The 18,888-nt window shown below is 48.6% G+C and carries 14 protein-coding genes and 8 tRNA genes; 8 read left to right on the plus strand and 14 right to left on the minus strand.

The features are described from left to right. The first annotated feature begins 381 nt into the window (after positions 1-381). Positions 382-573, plus strand: a complete 192-nt coding sequence (locus tag ACE3T3_RS10380; RefSeq protein WP_374666632.1) for a hypothetical protein — start codon at positions 382-384, stop codon at positions 571-573. Positions 574-682: 109 nt separating this feature from the next. On the opposite strand, the gene ACE3T3_RS10385 is transcribed toward ACE3T3_RS10380, so the two are convergent. Beyond that, positions 683-1,894, minus strand: coding sequence for a multidrug effflux MFS transporter (locus ACE3T3_RS10385; RefSeq protein ID WP_374666634.1), 1,212 nt, complete (start codon positions 1,892-1,894; stop codon positions 683-685). 139 nt (positions 1,895-2,033) lie between these two features. Here ACE3T3_RS10385 and yccS point away from each other — a divergent pair, with 139 nt between their 5' ends. From yccS to ACE3T3_RS10405, 4 genes are all read left to right on the plus strand, one after another. Continuing rightward, on the plus strand, positions 2,034-4,208 hold the full coding sequence (gene yccS / locus ACE3T3_RS10390; RefSeq protein ID WP_374666636.1) for a YccS family putative transporter: 2,175 nt from the start codon (positions 2,034-2,036) through the stop codon (positions 4,206-4,208). 85 nt (positions 4,209-4,293) lie between these two features. Further along, positions 4,294-4,854 carry a YcxB family protein gene (locus tag ACE3T3_RS10395; protein WP_374666638.1) on the plus strand — a complete coding sequence of 187 codons (561 nt, stop codon included), beginning with the start codon at positions 4,294-4,296 and terminating at the stop codon, positions 4,852-4,854. Between the two features lie 181 nt (positions 4,855-5,035). Continuing rightward, positions 5,036-7,654, plus strand: coding sequence for a PepSY domain-containing protein (locus tag ACE3T3_RS10400; RefSeq protein WP_374666640.1), 2,619 nt, complete (start codon positions 5,036-5,038; stop codon positions 7,652-7,654). Between the two features lie 151 nt (positions 7,655-7,805). Beyond that, positions 7,806-8,576: a YdcF family protein gene (locus ACE3T3_RS10405; protein WP_374666642.1), complete on the plus strand. Its 771-nt coding sequence runs from the start codon at positions 7,806-7,808 to the stop codon at positions 8,574-8,576. A gap of 33 nt (positions 8,577-8,609) precedes the next feature. On the opposite strand, the gene ACE3T3_RS10410 is transcribed toward ACE3T3_RS10405, so the two are convergent. The 11 genes from ACE3T3_RS10410 to ACE3T3_RS10460 all read right to left on the minus strand — a co-directional run bounded on the left by ACE3T3_RS10410 (position 8,610) and on the right by ACE3T3_RS10460 (position 11,385). Then, positions 8,610-9,071, minus strand: a complete 462-nt coding sequence (locus ACE3T3_RS10410; protein WP_374666644.1) for a DUF2750 domain-containing protein — start codon at positions 9,069-9,071, stop codon at positions 8,610-8,612. An 86-nt stretch (positions 9,072-9,157) separates the two neighbouring features. After that, a tRNA-Val gene (locus tag ACE3T3_RS10415) sits at positions 9,158-9,233 on the minus strand. A gap of 110 nt (positions 9,234-9,343) precedes the next feature. Next, positions 9,344-9,420: transfer RNA gene (locus ACE3T3_RS10420), tRNA-Asp, on the minus strand. A 46-nt stretch (positions 9,421-9,466) separates the two neighbouring features. Then, positions 9,467-9,542, minus strand: a tRNA-Val gene (locus ACE3T3_RS10425). Positions 9,543-9,573: 31 nt separating this feature from the next. Beyond that, positions 9,574-9,650, minus strand: a tRNA-Asp gene (locus ACE3T3_RS10430). 12 nt (positions 9,651-9,662) lie between these two features. Then, positions 9,663-9,738, minus strand: a tRNA-Val gene (locus ACE3T3_RS10435). A gap of 21 nt (positions 9,739-9,759) precedes the next feature. Then, a tRNA-Asp gene (locus tag ACE3T3_RS10440) sits at positions 9,760-9,836 on the minus strand. 49 nt (positions 9,837-9,885) lie between these two features. Then, positions 9,886-9,962: transfer RNA gene (locus tag ACE3T3_RS10445), tRNA-Asp, on the minus strand. Between the two features lie 27 nt (positions 9,963-9,989). Continuing rightward, positions 9,990-10,065 (minus strand) — tRNA-Val (locus tag ACE3T3_RS10450). Positions 10,066-10,469: 404 nt separating this feature from the next. Continuing rightward, on the minus strand, positions 10,470-10,961 hold the full coding sequence (gene elsL, locus ACE3T3_RS10455) for a cell wall-recycling L,D-carboxypeptidase ElsL (RefSeq protein WP_374666646.1): 492 nt from the start codon (positions 10,959-10,961) through the stop codon (positions 10,470-10,472). A 49-nt stretch (positions 10,962-11,010) separates the two neighbouring features. Further along, positions 11,011-11,385, minus strand: coding sequence for a YbaN family protein (locus ACE3T3_RS10460; RefSeq protein WP_374666648.1), 375 nt, complete (start codon positions 11,383-11,385; stop codon positions 11,011-11,013). A 99-nt stretch (positions 11,386-11,484) separates the two neighbouring features. Between ACE3T3_RS10460 and ACE3T3_RS10465 the strand changes: the two genes are divergently transcribed. From ACE3T3_RS10465 to dapE, 3 genes are all read left to right on the plus strand, one after another. Further along, a complete protein-coding gene (locus ACE3T3_RS10465) occupies positions 11,485-12,351 on the plus strand; it encodes a DUF1853 family protein (RefSeq protein WP_374666650.1) in 867 nt (288 codons plus the stop codon). Positions 12,352-12,479: 128 nt separating this feature from the next. Then, the gene (locus ACE3T3_RS10470; RefSeq protein ID WP_099048129.1) at positions 12,480-12,623 is read left to right on the plus strand and encodes an entericidin A/B family lipoprotein; all 144 of its coding nucleotides are present in this window, start codon (positions 12,480-12,482) and stop codon (positions 12,621-12,623) included. A 118-nt stretch (positions 12,624-12,741) separates the two neighbouring features. Next, the gene (gene dapE, locus ACE3T3_RS10475) at positions 12,742-13,878 is read left to right on the plus strand and encodes a succinyl-diaminopimelate desuccinylase (RefSeq protein ID WP_374666652.1); all 1,137 of its coding nucleotides are present in this window, start codon (positions 12,742-12,744) and stop codon (positions 13,876-13,878) included. An 81-nt stretch (positions 13,879-13,959) separates the two neighbouring features. Here the strand turns inward: dapE and ACE3T3_RS10480 are convergent, their stop codons facing one another. After that, on the minus strand, positions 13,960-14,406 hold the full coding sequence (locus ACE3T3_RS10480) for a hypothetical protein (protein ID WP_374666654.1): 447 nt from the start codon (positions 14,404-14,406) through the stop codon (positions 13,960-13,962). 3 nt (positions 14,407-14,409) lie between these two features. Next, entirely contained in the window at positions 14,410-18,870 is a 4,461-nt protein-coding gene (locus tag ACE3T3_RS10485) for an Hpt domain-containing protein (RefSeq protein WP_374666656.1), read from the minus strand. Between the last annotated feature and the right edge of the window lie 18 nt (positions 18,871-18,888).

The raw sequence follows: 18,888 nt of genomic DNA on the forward strand, positions 1-18,888 counted from the left end.
GAATTTCTTTGTCAGACATAGTGATCAGCATCTATATTTTATATCCAGTCCATGGTGATAAAAACCATCATAAACTAGACATTTTTATTGGTGAGAATATAGACACTTTAAATGGGTTCTAACACAATCACTGCTCCAAAACACAGAATAATGTTAAACATTTGGACTGAACATTAAAATATCCGCAAGGCGAACTGCATGAATCTGCAGCGGCAGAACAGCATAGAGACCATAAGCGCGATAGATGGCGTCATTCGCTCCTGCCATTCTGTACGCGCATTTTGATATACATCTGTAAATAAAGAAACCCAGACAGAGATCCTTCGTGTTGCCCGCCGTTCGCTATCTGGCACCAATAGGCCGCCATGGAAAGCTTATGTCGTGCAGGGCACGCATGATGTACTGGTTGAAAAAGCCTGCACAGCGCAATCGGCTTTATTTTTAAATCCCCAATTGGCAAAAATTATTAGGAAACCTTTCCCTGCTATCCTGCACAATGGTTTTCCTCCTGCCTCGACCGGTACCGCGAAAATGGCAGAAGAGATACAGCCTGCTGCAAATTCAAAAGGATGAAAAAGAAAAAAAATGGTGCTGCAGCAGCTGAGAAATTGCAAATTGTTTGATGCGCCCGTCAGCCTGTTCTTTGGATGCATATCAATCTTTAAATATATTCAAAGATAGATTACTTGGCTGCCATGTTTACCGTCATTTTTGTTTGATAAATTGCCAACAGCACAATAGCCATAAAAATTAGCATCACCCAAGCCATATTCAGCAGCGGGCTCCACAGCATAAAATTCAAAACCAAGCCGCCCAAAAGCCCGCAGGCAAACTGCATGCTGCCCATCACGGCACTGGCGGTGCCTGCGCGGGCGCCCTGCTGCGACATTGCCAAGGCCATTGCATTTGGCCCAGTAAAGCCAATGCCTGACACGGTCAGAAACATGCCGGCCATCACCATGGCAAGCGGCGCATGCGCCATCAGGCCGCCTGCCAGCAAAATGCACACCCCCAGCAGCTGAATATAAGCGCCCATTTTCAAGCGCTGCATGACCGCTGTTTTGGCAATTAAATGCTTATTGAAAGTCGAAAACAGCATAATGCCAAAAGCATTCGTGCCAAAAGCATAAGCAAATTGCTGCTGCGTCAAGCCATAGCTGTCCATCAGCACTGCAGCCGATGAGCTGATATAGCAGAACAACAGCCCGCCCGAGAAACAGCCGATCATCATCGGCCAGCGGAAGCTGGCATCTTTAAAAATCGTGATATACAGCAGCACCACTTGATGAAAACTCAGCTTTAGGCGTTTGGATGCAGGCAATGATTCCTGAAAAAAGAAATGCACGCAAAACAGGCACACCACGCCCATCATGCTTAACGCAGCAAATACCGCATGCCAGCTGAAGAATTCCAAAATCAAAGAGCCGACTGCGGGCGCAATAATCGGCGCAATCCCCATCACAATCATCATGCTGGAAAAGGCCTGCGCAGAAGCATGCATATCCAAACGGTCGCGGATGGCCGCTCGGGCAATCACAACCCCGACACAGCCGCCTAAGGCCTGCAGCACCCGCGCTGCAATCAGGCTCCATTCATCCTGCACCATCAAGCACAGCAGGCTGGCCGCAGTATATAGGCACAGGCCAAAATACAGCGGCAATTTGCGCCCAATCCGGTCACTGACAGGCCCATAAATGAGCTGACCAATGGCTAGGCCAAGGAAATAAGCAGGCAATGTATTGGCGATCATTTGCGTGCTGACGCCAAAATCATGCGCCATTTGCGGCAGCGCCGGCAAATACATATCAATCGACAGCGGGCCAAGCGAAGTCAGCAGCGCCAGCAGCATGATCCATGCGCTGGAATACTGCGTTTTGCTGTGTTGGGTCTGCATAGCGATATTTCTTTTCTAAATGCTGAGAATGCAGACAAGTTTACACAGGTCATAGTATTATTTCTGCATATTCAAAGTGAAAATTCACGCAATTCAGAATTTCATACAGCTGCTCAGCGGCCACAGCGAAGGATAAAAATTGAACTCTTGGCTATCCCGGCTTAAACAAGCGACCTACAACACCACGTTCATGTACAACATCCGCATGATTATCGCGTTTACAGGCACAGCTTTTGTTCCCTATTTTATGGGAGAGCAGCTGTATACCATTCCGCTGACGTTAGGGGTTGTCGCTGCCGGCCTAAGCGATATTGATGACCGTTTCTCCGTGCGCATCATGAATTTGATCTATACCTATATTGGCTTCTTTGTCACTGCGGTATCCATCTATTTGCTGTTCCCTTATCCGATACTGTTTGCCATTGGCTTAATCGTCTCCTGCATTGCCCTGATTCTGCTGGGCTCTCTCGGCCGGCGCTATGCCACGATTTCCTATGGCTGCCTGGTGATTTCTGTATACTCCATGCTCGGCGTCAGCCTTTTTGACGGCTGGTACATGCAGGCCGGCCTCTTAGTGATTGGCGCAGCCTGGTACGGCCTTATTTCCACCATCAGCTTTTTGCTATTTCCGGTGCGCCAGGTGCAGGACAAATTGGCGCAGTGCTATTCGGCTTTAGCAGATTTTCTGTTCGCCAAATCCAATCTGTTTGATGTGGATATGACCCCCGACAGCTATCAGCAAAGCATGATTGAATTGTCTTTGGAAAATGGCAAATTGATCACCATCTTCAATGACATGAAAACCGCGCTGCTGACCCGTCTAAAAGGCGACCGCGGCCAGCGCGATACCCGCCGCAGCCTGCAGTATTATTTTGTGGCGCAGGATATCCATGAACGGGCGGATTCTGCGCATATTGATTATCAAAAACTGTCCAAAATTTTTGAACACAGCGATATTCTGTTCCGCTTCCAGCGTATTTTATCCATACAGGCCAAGGCCTGCAAAGACCTGAGCATCAGCATTCATCAGCGCAAGCCCTATCACCATAACAAGCGCTTCAAGCATGCTTTTCAAAACCTCAAGCTTTCTTTAGAAAAGCTGCGCGCTGAGCAGCAATATGATCAGGTGTGGGTCAACTCACTCTTCTCACTGTACCAAAATTTAAAAGCGGTCGATTCACAGCTGCGCAATGTAGAAACAGAGCGCCATATGAATTTTGATAAAGCCAAGCATATTGAAAACCAGCTGAAAGATGACGACCTGAAAGGCTGGGATGATATCGTCATCCGCATCAAACAGCATTTAACTCCAGAGTCGGTGCTGTTCCGCCATGCGGTGCGCGTCTCGATCGTGCTGTTTATCGGCTATATCTTTGTGCAGCTGACCAATATTCAATACGGCTACTGGATTCTGCTGACCGCGCTTTTTGTCAGCCAGCCGAACTTTAACGCCACCAAGCGCCGCCTGCATTTGCGGATCATCGGCACCTTGGTCGGGATTATTTTAGGCTATGCCATTTTGTACTTCATCCCTTCCGTGGAAGGCCAGCTGCTGCTGCTGATTCTGAGCGGGGTGCTGTTTTTCGAACTGCGAAGCAAGCAATATGCGCAAGCCACCGCCTTTATCACCATTTTGGCGCTGATCAACTTCAATTTAGATGGCATGGGCTTTGCCGCTGCCATGCCGCGCATGATTGACACCTTGATTGGCTGCGCGCTGGCTTGGTTTGGCGTCAGCTTTATTTTTCCCGACTGGAAATTCCGCCGTTTACCCCGCACCATCAAACGCTCATTGCAGGCGCAATGCGACTATTTGGCCGAAGTGGTTGAACAGTACAAGCATGGCCGCAACAATGGCTTGAATTACCGTGTGGTGCGCCGCGCCGCGCACAATACCGATGCCGATGTCGCTTCACTTATTTCCACCCTGGCCACCGAACCGGATTTTGACCCTGCGCAAAAAACGCAGGCTTTCGAATTCCTCTGCCTGAATCATACCTTTATCAGCTATATTGCAGCCTTGGGCGCGCACCGGGAAAAAATTCAGGATCAGGAAGTGCTGTATTTGCTGGATAAAGCGCTGGATGACATTCAAGGCGCGCTGCTGCGCGATGAAGTGCCGGATCTGACCGCAACCAATATGCTGCAAGCCATCCGCCAGCGCTTATCGCAAAATAGTGACGATGACCAAAAATCATTGATTATTTTGCAGCAGCTGTCGCTGATGTTCAGCATTCTGGATCAAATCAGCCATTTAAAGCAGAATTTAAGCCATGATCATGACCAGCAGGCGACGGAATTGGGTTCATTATAATTTGGCTGATTTTGGAACAATATACTCACTGAATTGGTGTAAATAATGCTAAACTTTTTGCAGTTTGAAATTTGTTAGTTGAATCATGACCGCGAAAAACCTATACGCTTACACCCTGCAGCCAGTGGCTTATGAAATTTCTGAAGAAGAGCAGCGCAATGCCCAGCTGGTGCTGTCCCGCAGCAACTATAAAATCGGCACCAAAGCCTGGCTGATTATGGGCGCCATTATTGCCCTTTCACTGCTGGGCATTCTGTTCATCAAAAACTATTCTACCGTGTTCTGCTGGGTGGCTATTGTCTGCGTGGTGATCTATTTTCTTGCGCGCAAATTCGGCATCGAATGGTATGTCAAGCGCAAGCTGAAAGAAACGCCTGTTCAGGAAATTAAAGGCATCCGCCTTGGCGTGCAGCCGCACGGCATTTCCATGCAGCAGCAAATGGGCATGCAGATGGGCAACATGACTGTCGGCTGGAAAGACATTTACGAATGGTACAGCACGCCAGAATTCATTTTGATTAACTTCAAAATCAAAGGCCAGCAAGGCGCATACATTCTGCCAAAACGCTTGGACAGCAAGAACTTCCCTTTTGCGACAATCCGCAAGCATTTGACTGAAACTGTCGGCGAGCCAAAATCAGTTTAATCGGCTGACGCTGTCTTATCCGATATTAAAAGCCTCCAGCCTTGGAGGCTTTTTTTACACCCCAGCGCCACTCTAATTAATAATGAGAATGAGAATAAATATTGCTTTTAGATACATACTCTCTACGCAATCTCAGGTTATAATGCGCACCATCTTGCCATCCATCTAAACATCAAAAGCCATGTTTAAAAAAACGCTCTTCCAAATTCACTGGTTTTTCGGAATCAGCGCAGGTTTAATCCTCTCCCTTATGGGCGTTACCGGCGCAATTTATTCCTATGAACAGCCGATTCAAAAATGGCTGAATCCTGAAAGCTATACAGTTCAAGCTGAAGCAAAAGAAAAATTAACCCCTGCCCAAATCTATCAGCACTTTCAGCAGACTGATCCAAGCATCAAAATCAACAGCATCACCATCGCCCACGCGCCAACCGAGTCGTCTTCCATCAATATCGTGAAAGAAGGCGCGCGCAAGGGCTACAACATGATGATCAACCCTTATACCGCTGCTGTGCTGCCGGAAGTGAAAGGGCGGGAATTTTTCCAGTTTGTGCAGCAGCTGCACCGCAACTTAACCGTCGGTGAGTTTGGCAAGCAGCTGACGGGCGCATCAACGCTCATCCTCATCTATTTTATTTTGAGCGGTTTATACTTACGCTGGCCGAAAAAGCATTCATTGAAACAATGGCTGATGATCAAACCGCAATTAAAAGGCCGTAACTTCCTGTGGGATTTGCACGCGGTGGTTGGCACTTGGGTGGTTATTTTTTACCTATTGCTCGCCTTTACCGGTCTGTATTGGTCATACGGCTGGTGGCGCGACGGCATGTATAGCGTTTTAGGCGTTGACCGGCCGCAGCCGGAAATGCAAGCCGAAGGCGGCAAAGGCCGTGCCGGCCATGAAGGCGCTCAGCGCAGCGCAGCGCCTCCTGCGGAAAATCAAGCACGCGGCGCAGAAAAAGCAGAAGGCAAAACTAAAAAAGGTTTAAGCCCGGAACAGATCAATACCGCCTTGACGCAAAGCTGGACAGGCTTTAATGCGCAAATTGGCCGCGAATATTCAAGCGCAACCTTCAATATTCCGAAAAAAGCCAATGGCGAGCTGGAGATTCAATTTGTCGATGCTGTGCCGCAGCATGAACGCGCGCGCAACAAAGCAAGCTATGACTACACTGCATCCGGCATTAAGAAGCTGGAACTGTACGAAGACAAAAAGCTGAATGAAAAAATCATGAGCAGCATGCTGCCAGTACACCGCGGCAGCTTCTTCGGCCCCGTGTATCAATTTGCAGTGATGCTGGCCGCCTTGATTATGCCGCTGTTCTTTGTCACTGGCTGGATGCTGTACCTGAAGCGCCGCAAGCAAAAACGCCTGACGCAGCAGGCGCGCAACAGCCTCAGCCCAATCGCGGCGGATCCAAACACACAGCCTTGGCTGATTGTATATGCCTCACAAACCGGCCTTTCTGAGCAGCTGGCTTGGCGCACGGCAACCAGCCTGCAGGAAGCGCGCCAGCCGGTCAGCGTAAAATCTGTGCAACAGCTGACTGCAAGCGATTTAAACACAGCCACACAGCTGCTGTTTGTCGCCAGCACTTATGGCACAGGCGAAGCGCCTGACTTGGCTTCAGTGTTTGAGAAAAAATTGATGGCGCAGCCGATCAGCCTCAGCCATCTAAAATTTGCGGTACTGGCCTTAGGCTCTCAGGAATATCCAGACACCTACTGCGCTTTTGGCCACCGCATTCAGGCCTGGCTTGAAAGCAATGGCGCCGCTGCATGGTTTGATGTGATTGAAGTCAATAATGGCAATCCGGCAGCCATTCAGCAATGGAACAGCTCATTGGCCCAAGTGTCCAAACTGGATCTGCAAGCCATGAATATCGACAAGACATTCGATGCATGGACATTAACACAGCGCAGCCTGCTGAATCCGAATAGCTTTGGCGCGCCTGCGTTTAATTTAGAATTTACCGCCGATCATGATGTGAACTGGCAAGCCGGTGACATTGCCGAAATTCAGCCGGGCAACAGTGCTGCGCGCATTGAGGCATTCCTGAGCAAATACAGCATCAATGCGCAGGCGCAGCTTAAATCTACCGATCAAACTATTACAGAGATGCTCTGGAACCGTGATTTAACAGCAGAGATTGAACCTTTTGCCAATCTGGATCATTTGCTGGAGCAGCTGCCGATCCTGCCTTCCCGCGAATATTCGATCGCCAGCATTCCAGAACAGCAAGTTTTGCGTTTAGTGGTTCGCCAGCAGTCCAATGCTCAAGGACAGCTCGGCTTAGGTTCAGGCTGGCTGACTCAGCATGCAGCGGTCAGCAGCAGCATTGCCCTGCGCATCCGCACCAATGAATCGTTCCATTTGATTGCGGATAACCGTCCGGTTATCCTCATCGGCAACGGCACAGGCATTGCCGGCTTAATGAGCCTGCTCAGTGCGCGCATCCGCTCAAGCTATACGGACAATTGGCTGATTTTCGGCGAACGCCAGCGTGAACACGACTTCTTTTTCCAAAGCACGGTTGAAGCCTGGCAAAGCACCGGCATGCTGAAACGCTTGGATTTGGCCTTCTCCCGCGACCAAGCAGAAAAAGTCTATGTGCATCATAAACTGCGTGAACAGGCTGCTGAACTCCAAGCCTGGATCAGCCAAGGCGCCGCTATTTATGTCTGCGGCAGCATTAACGGCATGGCCAGCGATGTGCATCAAGCCTTAGTTGATATTTTAGGTGAATCAGCCATAGAACAGCTGAAACAGGACGGCCGCTACCGCCGCGATGTTTATTAAGCCCCAAAACACACAATGCGGTCTTGCTGAATTGCTTGTCCTAGTGTTCAGCACGACAGCAAATAAAAAAAACCGAGCGCTGCCGCTCGGTTTTTTTATACGCCAATATTCAGTAGACTGCTCAATCGTTTTACTCCACACCAGAATGCAAATGAAAAAAGCACTGCTCTTGATAATCGGCCTCTTCCTGATTACGGACAGCATTTGGCTGCTGAGCTTCGGCAAAATCCATTTTGGCATTGCCCTGCCGTTGCTCATCGGCAGCATTTTTATACTGCTGGCGCTATTTTGGCGCCCGATACAGCACGCGATTCAAACTCACCGCTGGCTGAGATACAGCTGGCGGGCGGCTTGGGGGATATTTGGGCTGTGGCTGCTGAGCCTGGCGGCCTTCTTTGGCTACATGCAGTTGCAGACCGCACAGCTGCAAGATGCACCGCAGGTCAAAGCCATCATGGTATTGGGCGGCGGCATCAATAAAGATCAGCCGACACCGGCTGTGAAACAGCGCTTGGATACCGCAGCTGAAGCGGCGGCGCATTATCCTCATGTCCCGCTGATCATGACCGGCGGTGTCGGTTTTAATGACACGCTGTCAGAAGCGCAAGTCATGGCTCAATACTTAATCAATACGCATCAAATTGATGCGCAAAGAATTTATCAGGAAGCCAAAAGCACCAGTACAGAAGAAAATTTCCGAAACTGCAAGGCGCTGCTGCTGCAACTGCATATTCCGCTGGATCAGCCGATTGCCGTAGTGACCAATGATTTTCATCTGGCGCGCGCACTGGCGATTGGCAAACGGCAGGGTTACCAGCATTTATATGGGATCAGTGCGCCAACCCCGCTGTATATGCGCTACAACAATTGGCTGAGAGAATATTTTGCCTATGGCAGCGGCTGGCTCTTGAATGAATACTGAGCATGACAGCCACTTGAGGCCATGCACAGCGGCTTAATGCAGGCGTATGCTGCGCGGCAGCGGGATATTCATCTCTTTAAAAACTTCAGGCTTTTGCGCATACACTTGGTATAAATAATTTTTAATGTCGAGCAGCATCTTTTCCGGCGCCACCAGAATATTCTGCCCTTCCGGCGTTAAATCCAAAGAAATCGCTGTATCCTGCTCGCGCAGAAATGGAATGACTTTTTCAATGAAATCTTTCAGGCTGATGTCCTGAGTTTCGTAATTCGCCCAATTATCTTTAATTAACAGTTTAGCCAGGCTTTTATTTTTCCATACGGCAAATGCTTTTTGACCTGTTGGCGTTGCGCATAAGGCCCAGCCATCCTGATACAGCGCAATTAAACCGGATTGCGCAACCAGAGCTTCAATAAATTGCTTATAAATGTCTTGCGGACTGAAAGTTGTTGTTTGAGATTTAGCCGCCGCCTTGCGCTGATATGGATTTCTCATAGTTAAAATACAGCTGTTAAAATTATTATAGTCTGCAAATTTTATGAAAAAATAAGAAATTAGGCAAGCTTTTGAAACAGAAGATATGGTGGGCGCTGACGGGATCGAACCGCCGACATTCTGCTTGTAAGGCAGACGCTCTACCAACTGAGCTAAGCGCCCTGAGGAATAAAAACAACGCTGTTGTTTTTATGACGCAAGACAAACGGAGTGCGCAGTCTTGGTATTTGAAACATCTTAAATCTCAGGAATTTAAGACATCTTAAGATAAATGGCGCAGCGGACGGGACTCGAACCCGCGACCCCCGGCGTGACAGGCCGGTATTCTAACCAACTGAACTACCGCTGCATCACGTCGCTTCACTAAAGAAGCACACTTTATATCTTAAAAGATATGGTGGGCGCTGACGGGATCGAACCGCCGACATTCTGCTTGTAAGGCAGACGCTCTACCAACTGAGCTAAGCGCCCTTTAAGGGTTTGTTGCATGTATTCTTTGAAATGGCGCAGCGGACGGGACTCGAACCCGCGACCCCCGGCGTGACAGGCCGGTATTCTAACCAACTGAACTACCGCTGCATCACAAAGAATTGGTGGGCGCTGACGGGATCGAACCGCCGACATTCTGCTTGTAAGGCAGACGCTCTACCAACTGAGCTAAGCGCCCTCAAAAGACCGATCATATAAATGGCGCAGCGGACGGGACTCGAACCCGCGACCCCCGGCGTGACAGGCCGGTATTCTAACCAACTGAACTACCGCTGCATTTACACAATGTCGCTATTGTGGTTCAAACGAATATTAAGATTTAAAGTGGCGCAGCGGACGGGACTCGAACCCGCGACCCCCGGCGTGACAGGCCGGTATTCTAACCAACTGAACTACCGCTGCACTCAAAATCTTAACGCTGAAAAAGCTTGGTGGGCGCTGACGGGATCGAACCGCCGACATTCTGCTTGTAAGGCAGACGCTCTACCAACTGAGCTAAGCGCCCTTTCTAAACGTCTTCATCGTTTGATGAGGTGCATTATAGAGAATCTTTACCGAGTGTCAAACGCTTTTCTGCGAGTTTTCCACTTTTTGAGCCCGAGTGATTAAAAAATAGGTGATATGCTGTAAAAAACTGCATTTTTGTATAATTTTTAAATGCATAACTCATTTTTACAGCTGCTCGGCCAAAGTTTTTCATTCACGCAGCAGGTGATTTTTCATCTCTATCTTGACGGTTTGCCTATTTTAGCTCCAATTCAAAGCCAAATTGAAAAAATATTATCATCATCATGTAACCGTCATGTCTTTTTAGGCTGTTAGCTTGAATCAAAAAAACTTCAAACTTTTTATGCAGCCTGTTCATCGGCAGGCAATTCCACATGAAAACCATCGCATATACTGCTGTTTTTATTCAGTGATATGCACCAGTGCTCCCTCTGGAACCAGATCAAACAGTTCTGCAATATCACTGTTCCGCATACGGATGCAGCCATGCGACATCGGAATGCCCATCGGTTCAGCATCCGGCGTGCCGTGTATATAAATGTACCGTTTATAGGTATCACAGCCCTCGCCCAGATTAAAATCCGGCTCCAAACCGCGGAGCCACAATATGCGCGATAAAATCCAATCCCGCTCCGGATGCTGCGCCGCCAAATCAGCGCTGTAAATTTCACCAGTCGGCTGGCGCGCAATAAACACGGAATTGAGCGGCAAGCTGCCGCCAAACTTCTCTGCAACAGTATGCCATCCGCGCGGTGTCTTTCCGCTGTTCTCGGCTTCACCTATGCCATTTTTTCCCGTAGAAATCACATAAAACTTATTAAGCTTATTTAAGCTTAACGTTTGGCGCTTCAAATCAATCGTAATATCGGCTTGATCCGGTGCATGCTCTGTCATTCTTTTTTCTCCGTTTTTCTGCCGTCAAAATTTCACCCGCAGGCTGATTTCAGGATTCAGGGCCATGACTTGGTTCAGGACGCATCCATAGCCATACAGATACAATCAGCATCGTGAGGTCAGTAAAAACTTTCACCAAAATAGGCGCATTGGTAAACAGCATTATCATGCCGCTGATCAGCATCATCACGCTGGCAATCCATTTTGCCTTGCGCGGCACTGTGCCGTTTTCACGCCAAGCCCGCAGTGTGGAGCCGTATTTAGGATGATTCAGCAGCCATTCATCCATTTGCGGCCAGCCTCTGGAGGCCGCCCAAGCGGCTAATATCAGAAAAACCGTTGTTGGCATGCCCGGCAACAGCGCGCCTATAAAACCCAGTATGACAAAAATCACCACAAGGCTTCGCCAAAACAACGTCTTCATACCACAGCCCGAATTTCAGAATTAGGGTAGTATAAAGTGTTTTTGCACATTATCCGCGGTTATTCTGCACTTTGTTATTTTGAACTTTTTGGGCGGCGCATGCACCTGCATTATTTAGATCTTGAGTTTGACGAACGCTGGCTGGCGCTGTCGCATCCCTTTGTACGCCAGCTGGCGTTCTGCATTGGCAGCCCCAACATTCTGCAAAGCCTGCCCGCTGAGCTGCCCATTACCCATGCCTTTCACCTGCACGAAAACAGCGTCTGGCGTGAGCACTTAACACGCTATTGGCCGCGCCTGCAGCATTTGGATCAGCATCCTGATGAATTGATCCATTTTTTGCAAAAATTAAAAAGCACCCGCCTCGGTTTGCGCTTCGAAATGTTTCTCTGGTTTTGGCTGCTGGACCAGCAATATCATCCTTATGAACTGCTTGGGCACAGCATCCAGAAAATTGACGGCGCACGTACCTTAGGCGAACTGGACTTTCTGCTGCGCAATCATGAAAGCGGCGAAATTGAACACTGGGAAGCCGCGCTGAAATACTATTTGGCGGAACGGGATTTTTCCCTGCCCTTTTGGTATGGACTTAACCGCAGCGACACCCTAAGCCGGAAACTGCATCATTTCACACAGCAGCAGTTTCAATTTTCCGATGCGCTGGATTACGGCATTCAGCGGCGCTTCTGCGTGCTCAAAGGCCAATTGTATGTGCCTGAAAATACGGCCGAACAGCCGCTGCCGCTCTGGGTCAACCCAGCGCGCAGGATTGGAATATGGGGGCATCATATTGCGCCAGCTGCACAGCAGTTTTATCGGGTGCAGCGTCATGAATGGATTTGCGTCCATGCATCTGCCAGCAGCGCCGCCGCAAAATGGTGGACGGATGGGCTGTATAAATCGCTTCAGGCGGAACATTATTATATGTACCGCCAGCCCAGCCTGCTGACTTATCCATACAGATGATCAGGCGGAATCAAGTATCTTACATTTGATTACATAAGCACTATAAAAACTGCATATAGTTTAATCAGCTCATTTTTTAATCTAAATCTCACATCAGAATAATTTTATTATTCAGAACAATGGAGATGATGATGAAAAAAATTCTAGCAGCTTCACTGATTGTGGCTTTTGCTTTAACCGGCTGCAATACATTCAAAGGCTTTGGCAAAGACGTTTCTAAAGCAGGCGATGCGGTCACCAATACTGCTGAAAAAACAGAAAACAAAATGTAATTTCTCCCGCGCATTAAAAACCTTATCGGCCGATAGGGTTTTTTTACGTTTAAATTTTCCTTTATTTTGCTGATTCACCTATTATATTCTGACATTTTAGAAGACTTTTAGATTCAGCATGACTTCATCCGCGACCCTCGATCTCAGCCTGGAGCTGTTACGCCAGCCCTCAGTTACCCCTGTCGACCATACTTGCCAAACCATTATGGCAGACCGTTTGGAAAAAGCAGGCTTCTCTATTGAGCATATGCGTTTTGAAGATGTTGATAATCTATGGGCGCGCCGCGGCACTGAATCACCGGTGTTCTGTTTTGCCGGCCATACCGATGTCGTGCCGACCGGCAGTTTGGAGGCTTGGGGTTCAGATCCGTTTGCGCCGGAAATCCGTGACGGCAAACTCTATGGCCGCGGCAGCGCGGATATGAAAACCGCTTTGGCCGCCATGGTGATCGCATCTGAACGCTTTACCGATAAACATCCCAAGCATAAAGGCTCAATTGCGTTCCTGATTACCTCAGATGAAGAAGGCCCGTCCATTAACGGCACAGTCAAAGTTGTTGAAACATTAGAAGCCCGCAATGAAAAAATGACCTGGTGCCTGGTCGGCGAACCGTCCAGCACCAATACGCTGGGCGACATTGTGAAAAATGGCCGCCGCGGTTCGCTCAATGCCAAATTAACCGTAAAAGGCAAACAGGGCCATGTGGCCTATCCGCATCTGGCCGTCAATCCAATTCATACGGCATCAAAAGCCATTGCTGAACTGTGTGAGACTGTTTGGGACAATGGCAATGAATATTTCCCTGCAACCTCATTCCAGATTTCCAACATCAACTCAGGCACTGGGGCAACCAATGTCGTTCCAGGCGCCATGACATCATTGTTTAATTTCCGCTATTCAACGGAAGTGACGGCTGATGAACTCAAAGCGCGCACGCTGGAAATTTTAGACCGCCACCATGTTGATTATGATATTGAATGGACGCTGTCTGGCTTGCCCTTCCTGACACCGGTCGGTGAGCTGGTGAATGCGGCCAAAACGGCCATTTTAAATGTGACTGGGGTGGAAACTGAATTATCAACCAGCGGCGGTACTTCCGACGGCCGCTTTATTGCGCCAACAGGCGCGCAAGTGCTGGAATTAGGCGTATTGAATGCCACCATCCACCAAGTGAATGAACACGTCAATGTCGCCGATTTAGAGCCGTTATCTGAAATCTATGAGCAGATTTTAGAAGGCTTGCTGGCGTACTAAAAAGATCGCCGAATAAAAAAGGAACTCCTCGGAGTTCCTTTTTTTTTTCAGCATGATGTAATGCTGAAACGCATTGCAAGCTCAGAGGCCAAGAGAAGACTGAATATAAGTCAAATTCGGCACCTGATAGACCTGATCATTCATGCGTACATATTGGAAAATGGCCGGATCAGACAGCACCTGTTCTTCGTCTACAATTTCAGAAATACGCAGGCGGATAGACTTCGGCATTTCATTGCACATCAAAGCAAAACGCTGATGCACATCTTCACCTTCAAGCACCAGCGCTACGCCATTCTTTTGTGCAGGCTCATTAACAGCATAAACAGGCAGCTTCAATTCATGCCATTGCACACTGGACACTTGCGTGTCACTATCCAGCGCTGACAAAACGATGTTCTGCGGCAGCAGCATCGGCTCTTTGCCATGGCAATCAATAATATATGCATCAATAAATCCGGTTGAAACCGTAATTAAATGCTGCAACTCTTGCTGGCTAATCTCATTGGATACAGCTGACTGACTCATCGATTACCCCTGTTTCTCTGCAATTAAACTTTCAATATTGGCAAGCAGTTCCGCTTCCTGGAACGGTTTGCCCATATAGTGCGTTACGCCTAAGCTGAATGCGCGCTCGCGGTGTTTTTCGCCGGTACGCGATGTAATCATGATAATCGGCAAGTCCTGATGAATGTCATGGTGACGCACGAGGTTCGTCACCTCAAAGCCATCCATACGCGGCATTTCAATATCCAGCAGCATCAGATCCGGTCTTACGTTCTCCAGCTGCTCCATGGCATCGACACCGTCTTTTGCTGTAACCACATCAAACCCTTGGCGTTCCAGCAGGCGCGACGTAACTTTACGTACAGTCACAGAGTCATCGACAATCATCACTAAGCGGCGCGCATTGCCATGACGTGAAAGATCACGCTGGTCTTTATTGTTCGAAACACGCTGCGTGGTTTGAATTTGGCGGGCAATGTTCTGTCCATCCAAAATCAAGCAGACTTGGCCATCCCCCAGAATGGTTGCGCCGGCAATGGCGCCAACATTCGAGAATTGCTGGCCAATCGGTTTCACCACAATCTGCGCACGCGAACCGATCAGCTGATCGACCAGCAATGCAATGGTCTGGCCGCTGTTGCCTTTAATCAGCAGCACTGGCAATGAGTGCGCGACTTGGCCCAAACGCGGTGCAGGCTGATTCGAGACAAATTCAGACAAATAGCGCAGCTTATAGTGCGTATTGTCAATTTTGAAAGTATCGGCTCTGCTGCTGAAATAATCTTCCAGCGCTGAAGGCGCAATACGGACAATACGGTCAATTTGCGCCAAGGAAATCGCAAACTGCTGATCACCGGCTTTCACCATCAAGGCATCGCTGACCGCCACAGTGGTCGGCACACGGATGGTAAAGGTTGTGCCCTTGCCCAGTTCCGATTCCACCATAACATGGCCGCCCAGCGCCTTGATTTCACTTTGCACCACATCCAGACCGACACCGCGTCCAGAAATTTGCGTAACCGATTGCGCAGTACTGAAGCCCGGATGGAAAATCAGCTGCAGGATTTCCTGCTTTTCCATCACTTGATTGGCTTTGATCAAGCCTTGGCTCAAGGCCTTGGCTTTAATCTTCTCTTCGTCAATGCCTTTACCGTCATCACTGAAGGAAACCAAGACATCTGTGCCTTGACGGCTGATGTTCAAGACAATATTGCCGACAGCAGGCTTATTCTGCTCTAAACGGTCGCCGGCATCTTCCAGGCCATGGTCAATCGCATTTCGGAGCATATGCTCAAAAGGCGTCACCAAACGTTCCAGAATCGTACGGTCCAGCTCGCCTTCGGTATTCTGCACAATCAATTCTGCAGGACGGTTTAACGTAGATGAAGTTTGACGCACAATACGCTGCAAACGCGGCAGCATCCGTGAAAACGGCACCAAACGGGTACGCATCAAGCTTTCCTGAATTTCAGCCTGAATACGTGATTGCTGCAGCAGCAGGCCTTCCGTATCACGGATTTTTTCAGACAGCGTGCTCTTGAAATCGACCAAATCCGACGCAGATTCCGCAAGTGATTTGGAGAGCTGATTCAATGATGAATATTGGTCCATCTCCAGCGGGTCAAAATCAGCATAGCGTGAGTGGTCTGAGCCGTGTTTAGCAATAATCTGAGATTCAAGTTCACCGTCCATTCGGCGCAGCTGATCCGCTAAACGCTTAATAGCCAATTCCATTTCATTCAAGGTATTGCCCAGCTGGCCCAGATCCATCTCAATACGCGAACGGTTAATGGAGTTTTCACCCGCCAAGTCAATCATTTTCTCAACAAGATCTGCCGAAATACGGATCATCTCATTGCTGTTGTCTGACTTGAGCGTATCTGTCCATTCACCCTGCATCGAAGGCGGCTCGACGCCATCCCCCTGAATGAATTCAAAGCCGCGCACTGCCGGCGTTTGCGCAGAACGGCTGAAGTTGTCCGGCAGCTGCGCTGTGACGTTGGAAAATTCAATCGAATCCAGACTGAACTTAATGCTGTCAAAATTGCTGTAATCTTTTTCAAAGATTGCCTGCTTTAACCAGCTGACGGTGGTTTGCAGCAAATTATCGTAGGCATTTGAACTGAAATGATGAACCGCAAATTGTTCAAAGGTGGTTTCCAGCTGATAAGCAATCGCCGCAACAGGCTCATTCTCCACCATGCGCGCGCCGCCTTTAATACTGTGGGCTGCACGCTGCAATTGAAGCAAGATGCTACGGTCGCTGCGCTGTTCAAACCATTGCGTTAAAAGCGCTTCGGTATGGATTAAAACTTCTTCAGCTTCTTCCAAGAAGGTTTCTTCAACCACTGAACGCAGCGCGGCATCTTCATCAGAAAGCGCTGATGAAGCAGGCTCAGCAATCGGCTGTTCTGCTGCCGCCACCTCACCCAAAGCGTCTTCAGCAGCACCTTCAACCGCCTCAGGTTTTCGCTCTTCTGCAATTTTTGCTTCTTCTGCTGGTACAGATAGTTCTTCTTCAACCGCTTCAGCTTGCGCTGCTTCAGACACTGGCGCAGTTTCTGCAGCAGCGGCAATTGCACTGCCGCCAGCAATCGATTGAATATTTTGAACAATATCAATTACTGCATCCCCAGGATAATCGACACCCTGATCACGGATAGTTTGAATACGGTCAGAAACATCATCCTGAACTAAGCGGATAATTCGAATTAATACCGGGTTAACCGCAATTTGATTGCGGATAATGCGTTCATAGACGGATTCAAGCTCATGCGCAATCAAACCGATATGCGATGCAGAAATCATGTTTGCGCCGCCCTTCAGGGTGTGCAAATAACGCATCAAGTTGTTCAAGGCGCCAATATTGCTTTGATCTTGCGTCCAAGTACTCAAATCAGCATCAATGCCTGCCAGCAATTCCTCAGCTTCTTCCAGGAAAATCGCCAGCAAGTCTTCATCAAAGTCCGTATTGGCCTGCTCCGCATTCTGCGTGCGTGCAGAGGCAATACGCTGGCTGAGCTGCGCATAATCCACGCCAGCCGATGCTGCTAAAATAATGGCAGCTGGCTCTGATTGTGCCGGCACCGCCGCCGCTTCGATATCCTGCTGTACAAATGCAGTGAGTTCATGCAGCAGCTTTTGCGCTTCCGCACCCAGCACAACACGCTGGCCTGCAGCCAATGTATCGAATAAATGAATAAATTCTTGATGCGCTTGGGCAAACAGCTCAAAAGCATAGTTCAGATTCAGCAGTTCCGGTTTTTCCACCAGCACGTCATAGCCGCACTTTAATTCTTGGGTGAAATCATGAATGCCTGCAGATGCGCGGTTGTCCGTATGCTCTAAAAGCAGCTGCGACTGTGCGCTTAAAGTACGCAGATAATCGGGGAATTCCGCTTGCGCGCGGCTGTCAAATTCAAATTCGGCATCCAGCAGCTGATCAATATTCAACTCAATCAGCTTAGACACCAAGCCTTGCGGATTTAAATCTTCGCTGATTTCTTCAGCGGCAAAGCCGTAATCATTCCAAGCGGTATTGAATGTCTCATAAATTGCATCCAGCTGATGGCTGGCGCCCTGACGCATGGTCAGCAGATAATCCCGCACAAATTCAGCATACTGAATCAGCAAAGCGGTTTCTTTAGAAGTCGAAACAATGTCTTCTTGCAGCAGCGTCTTGAACAGATTCTCAACTTTTGAGCTGGCCTCAAAAATCTGATCAATTTGCGCCATGGATGAACTGCCGCGCAAAGTATGCAGCGCGCGGATCAGGCCATTGTAATCTTGATGTTTTTCATTTTCAGTTTTCAGAAACTGATCAATGGCATGCAGATGCTCTTCTGCTTCTTCAATAAAGATCGCCACTGTTTCTTCAATATAGCTGTCATCACTTGCAGCCGGAGCCTCAGTGCCTGCCGGATCAGCAATGGCCGCTTCTGCGCCTGCCGGTTCATCAGCCAATTCCAGACCGGTTACAGCCTGTTCTGAATTCAGCGTATCCGCCAGCGCCAGCAATTCCTGCAATGCAGGTTCAGGGCTTAAGCCTTGCTGCAGCTGCTGTCCAAGCATCACCAGCGGACGCAAATCAACATCCAGCTCTGCCACTGTTTTAAACCGCGGGTAAAGTTTATATTGATAAACATTTAAAACCGTTTGGGCAAATTTCTGGATCACTGGCGTCAGCGTAATGCTGCCTGAAAGGACACGGTTCAGCGTGTCTTCTACAACCCATGCCGTTTCACCGGCAGATTTAGCCCCCACCATGCGGCCAGACCCTTTTAAGGTATGGAAATGACGGCGAATCGTAGTCAGCGTTTCTTGATTGTTCGGTTCTTCTAGCCAACCCGTAAATAAAGAATTTAATTCAGCAAAGATCTCTTCTATTTCTTCAACAAAAATTTCTAAAATTTCTGCATCTTGATCTAGATAGCTATCTTCCGGAAGCGTAGTCGTTTCTACTAAATTTTTTAATATTTCTTTCATAGCTCAGGCTTCTTACGT

The sequence above is a fragment of the Acinetobacter sp. genome (assembly GCF_041919735.1).
In the GTDB taxonomy this organism is placed as follows: domain Bacteria; phylum Pseudomonadota; class Gammaproteobacteria; order Pseudomonadales; family Moraxellaceae; genus Acinetobacter.